Below are 3,921 nucleotides of genomic sequence, written 5' to 3' on the forward strand. Positions count from 1 at the left end.
GCGAGGATACGCGACCCTGCCTAAGGCAACGGCAGCGGATTGTGGTCGGGATGCACGCGCTCGGCCTGCAGGACACGCTCCGGCGGTGTTCCGTCGCCGAACGGTGATCCGCCGAGACGATCGCGTTCGTGCGGGTCGAGCCAGTTCTCCAGCGGCGGCCCCTTGGGGACGATCCGGGTCGGATTCACGTCTTCGTGCGTGACGTAATAGTGCTGCTTGATCTGATCGAAGTCGACCGTGTCGCCGAAGCCCGGGGTCTGGAAGAGATCCCGGGCGTAACCCCAGAGGTGCGGCATCTCGGTCAGCTTCTGGCGGTTGCACTTGAAGTGACCGTGGTAGACGGGGTCGAAACGCGCGAGCGTCGTGAAGAGCCGGACATCCGCTTCCGTGATCGTGTCGCCGACCAGGTACCGCTGTGTTGCGAGGCGCCCTTCAAGCCAGTCGAGCGCGACCCACAAGCGATCGTAGGCTGCATCGTAGGCCTGCTGGCTGCCGGCGAAGCCGCACCTGTACACGCCGTTGTTGACTTCTGTGAAAACGCGCGTCATGACGTCCCACATCTCGTCGCGGTGCTGCTCCGGCAGCAAGTCGGGGGCGCCCTCACGATGCAGCGGCTTCCACTGCGTCGAGAAGTCCAGCGTGATCTGCGGGTAATCGTTCGTGACCACCTGCCCCGTCGGAACATCCACGATCGCGGGCACCGTGATGCCGCGCGGGTAGTCGGGGAAGCGCTTGAAGTAGTTCTCCTGCACGCGTTCGGTGCCGAGCACGGGATCGCGGCCGTCGGGGTCGAGATCGAAGGTCCACGAGCGGGAGTCGTGCGTCGGGCCGGGCAGCCCGAGCGAGATGTGCGGTTCGAGCCCGAGCAGGCGGCGCACGATGACCGTGCGATTCGCCCACGGGCAGGCTCTCGCCGCCACGAGCCGGTATCGACCGGACTCCACGGGCCAGGCTTCAGCGCCCTCGCTGAGCCCGAATCCGACTGTTCCGACCTTGGATGCGGGAGGCGCGGGCATGGAACGTGCGGCATGCGGGTCTGCGACGATGCGGTCTTCGATGTAGTTCGTGTCCCTGTTGAACTCACCGCTGGTCACGTACGACCCCCTGGTGGAAAACTCTTCGCTCACCGTTCCTCCTCTGCTCGTGGCTCCACCGTATCGCGGTGTAACGGGCCACGAATCGACCGTTGCGCGACTACGCGACGTCGGCGCGAGCGCGCACTGCGTGAAGCTGCCCCGGAGCGGGTCGGCAACCCGTTAGACACGATCGCGAAGGAGCTCCAGCAACTCCTCTTCCTCTCGCGGCGTCAGCCCGGACCTCCTGGTTCTCCAGAGCCCTCGCTCCGTCTCGTCCTCGATGACGCGTGCGATCGTCTCGTCGATGGGTCTGATGCTGCCGCCGAGCTCTCGTAGGCGCACCCCGCTTCTCTGCGTGAGCGCCGCATCCGCCTCCGGCAGCCACAGCGGCATCGAACGGGGGCCCGCCCAATAGTTGACCCCCTGCTCTCGCAACCATGGATGAGGCGCTTCGACGATGTCGGCCCCATGAGCAGTCGCAGCGCGCAGCCTGGCGAAGAACGCTGCCATCGGGATGCTCGGGCCGACGGCGTCCACCGTGCCGATCAGGTTCCACTGATGCGCATCCAGCAACCATCGAGCCAAGTCGGCAACGTCGATCACCTGTACGTGACCGCTCATCGCGGGCGCAAGCACGCGGCCGCCCCGCGCGAAGCGCCCCGGCCAGTACCCGAATCGGTCGCTGGGGTCACCGGGGCCCGCGATGAGCCCCGGGCGGGTGATCAGCAACCGGTCGCCGACTCGCTCTCGCGTGAGCAGCTCGGCCGCGACTTTCGCCTGCCCGTAATCCTCGGTGTCGACCGGGTCGACCAGCGGCGCCGACTCGTCGGCTCCCGCAACATCGTGCGATGCGTACACGGAAATCGTCGACACGAACGACCAGTGGCCGGCGCGATCTGCGAACGCGTCAAGCGCGACCGCAACCAGCCCCGGCTCGTACGCCAGCTCGATCACGGCATCCCACTCGCCATTGACGTGCTGCAAGGCGCCGGGCAGAGACCTGTCGGCGCGTATGAACCTCACGCCATCCGGCGCATCACCGGACTCACCCCTGGCTACACAGGTGACATCGTGACCGGCGAGGACAGCCTGCCGGGCGATCTCTTGCCCGAGCCACGCGGTTCCTCCGAGAATTAGAACGCTGCTCATCGCACCAGTGAAGCACGCCCCGCGCGGACTGCGTGACGTATTCCGCTCTCAGCAGCAGCGGTTACATCGCAGACGGAGTTTCTGCGCGGTGGTGCTCGAAGATGAGCTTGGTGTCGGTGTGCGCCACTGCCGGGTTCGCGCTCAGGGCATCCAGGACGAAGTCGCGCACGTGGTTGCTGTCGCGCACCCACAGGTGGATCAGGAAGTCCTCGCTGCCGCCCAGAAAGTAAAGCTGGGCGACTTCCGGCCGCGCCCGCAGGCCGTTGGCGAACTGCTCCATGCCGGCTCGCGCACGCGGATGGATGCGCACGAAGACGAGCGCCTGCAGTGCGCATCCAAGGGCGCCGGGGTCGACTTCCGCAGTGAATCCGCGGATGACGCCACGCCGTTGCAGCGCCTTGACGCGGCTGTGGCACGACGAGGGGGAGAGGCCGACGGCGTTCGCGAGCTGTGCGTTGGGGATGCGTCCATTTCTCCGCAGTTCGTCGATGATTTTGCGATCGGTTGCGTCGGTGCGTAACGAATCTTCGGCCGTGGTCTGCGATCGAGGGTTCATGCAGAACATTCTGCGGCATCCAAGCGCCAAATGCTAGATAGATTTGATGAGATGTCTCCTGAACCGAAGTATCCCCCAAAATGAGTTCTGGCACCGTGCACGACGTCGTGCACAACTCTTAACTGCGAAGGAGCGCATCATGCGCATTGGCGTCCCAGCTGAGACGAAGAACCACGAGGGCCGCGTCGCCCTGACTCCCGCGGGGGTTCACGCGCTGACCGAATCGGGTCACGAGGTACGCATTCTCGCCGGCGCGGGAGAGAACGCCGGCTTCACCGACGAAAGCTATTCCGAAGCCGGTGGCATCATCGTTACCGACGTTGCAGAGGCGTGGTCGCAGGATCTCACGCTCAAGGTGAAAGAGCCGACTCCCGACGAATATCAGTACCTCACCGACAACCTGCTGTTCACCTATCTGCACCTCGCAGCGGCGAAGCCACTCGCGGAGGCGCTCATCGAGGCGGGCACGACGGCTATCGCGTACGAGACGGTACAGCTGCCCGATCGTTCGTTGCCGCTGCTGACACCGATGAGCGAGATCGCAGGTCGGCTGTCGTCGCAGGAGGGCGCGTTCCACCTCAAGTCGACCAGCGGAGGTCGCGGCATCCTCATGGGTGGCGTGCCTGGAACCCCGCGAGCCAACGTCGTCCTCATCGGCGGCGGCGTCGCGGGAGAGCACGCGGCCGTCACCGCACTTGGCCTGGGCGCAGACGTCACGATCTTCGACGTCTCCCTGCCGCGTCTACGCCAGCTGGATGTCGCGTACAACGGTCGAATCAAGACTCGCGCTTCGAACCCGTACTCGCTCGCAGAGGCCGTTGCGGAAGCTGATCTGGTGATCGGGTCGGTACTGATTCCCGGCGCCGCCGCTCCCAAGCTCGTCACCGACGAAATGTTGCAGAACGCGAAGAAGGGCGCGGTGTTCGTCGACATCGCCATCGATCAGGGCGGCTGTTTCGAAGGTTCGAAGCCGACAACGCACGACGACCCGACCTTCCCGCTTCACGACGTCGTCATGTACTGCGTCGCGAACATGCCGGGCGCCGTGCCGGCCACGGCGACGGAGGCGCTCACGAACGCGACCCTCCCGTACATCCGACGCATCGCCGACCTCGGATGGGATGCGGCTGCGGCAGCAGA

4 protein-coding genes are annotated in these 3,921 nt (G+C 65.5%); 1 reads left to right on the plus strand and 3 read right to left on the minus strand.

The window, feature by feature from the left end; genetic code table 11:
* Window positions 1-20: 20 nt before the first annotated feature.
* The 3 genes from Q0O95_RS13465 to Q0O95_RS13475 form a co-directional block, all read right to left on the minus strand.
* Window positions 21-1,127 carry a glutathione S-transferase C-terminal domain-containing protein gene (locus Q0O95_RS13465; RefSeq protein ID WP_293699692.1) on the minus strand — a complete coding sequence of 369 codons (1,107 nt, stop codon included), beginning with the start codon at window positions 1,125-1,127 and terminating at the stop codon, window positions 21-23.
* A gap of 129 nt (window positions 1,128-1,256) precedes the next feature.
* Complete coding sequence (locus tag Q0O95_RS13470; RefSeq protein ID WP_293699694.1) at window positions 1,257-2,225, minus strand: reductase; 969 nt, start codon at window positions 2,223-2,225, stop codon at window positions 1,257-1,259.
* Window positions 2,226-2,286: 61 nt separating this feature from the next.
* Window positions 2,287-2,781 carry an Lrp/AsnC family transcriptional regulator gene (locus Q0O95_RS13475; protein ID WP_293699696.1) on the minus strand — a complete coding sequence of 165 codons (495 nt, stop codon included), beginning with the start codon at window positions 2,779-2,781 and terminating at the stop codon, window positions 2,287-2,289.
* Between the two features lie 139 nt (window positions 2,782-2,920).
* Between Q0O95_RS13475 and ald the strand changes: the two genes are divergently transcribed.
* A partial coding sequence (gene ald, locus Q0O95_RS13480; RefSeq protein ID WP_293699699.1) for an alanine dehydrogenase occupies window positions 2,921-3,921 on the plus strand: 1,001 nt, incomplete at its 3' end.

The organism is uncultured Agrococcus sp. (assembly GCF_945915485.1).
GTDB lineage: Bacteria > Actinomycetota > Actinomycetes > Actinomycetales > Microbacteriaceae > Agrococcus.

Excerpts from the sequence above, each read along its gene's own strand:
- Q0O95_RS13470 (WP_293699694.1), bottom strand. The coding sequence starts at position 2,225 with ATGAGCAGCGTTCTAATTCTCGGAGGAACCGCGTGGCTCGGGCAAGAG.
- Q0O95_RS13475 (WP_293699696.1), bottom strand. The coding sequence starts at position 2,781 with ATGAACCCTCGATCGCAGACCACGGCCGAAGATTCGTTACGCACCGAC.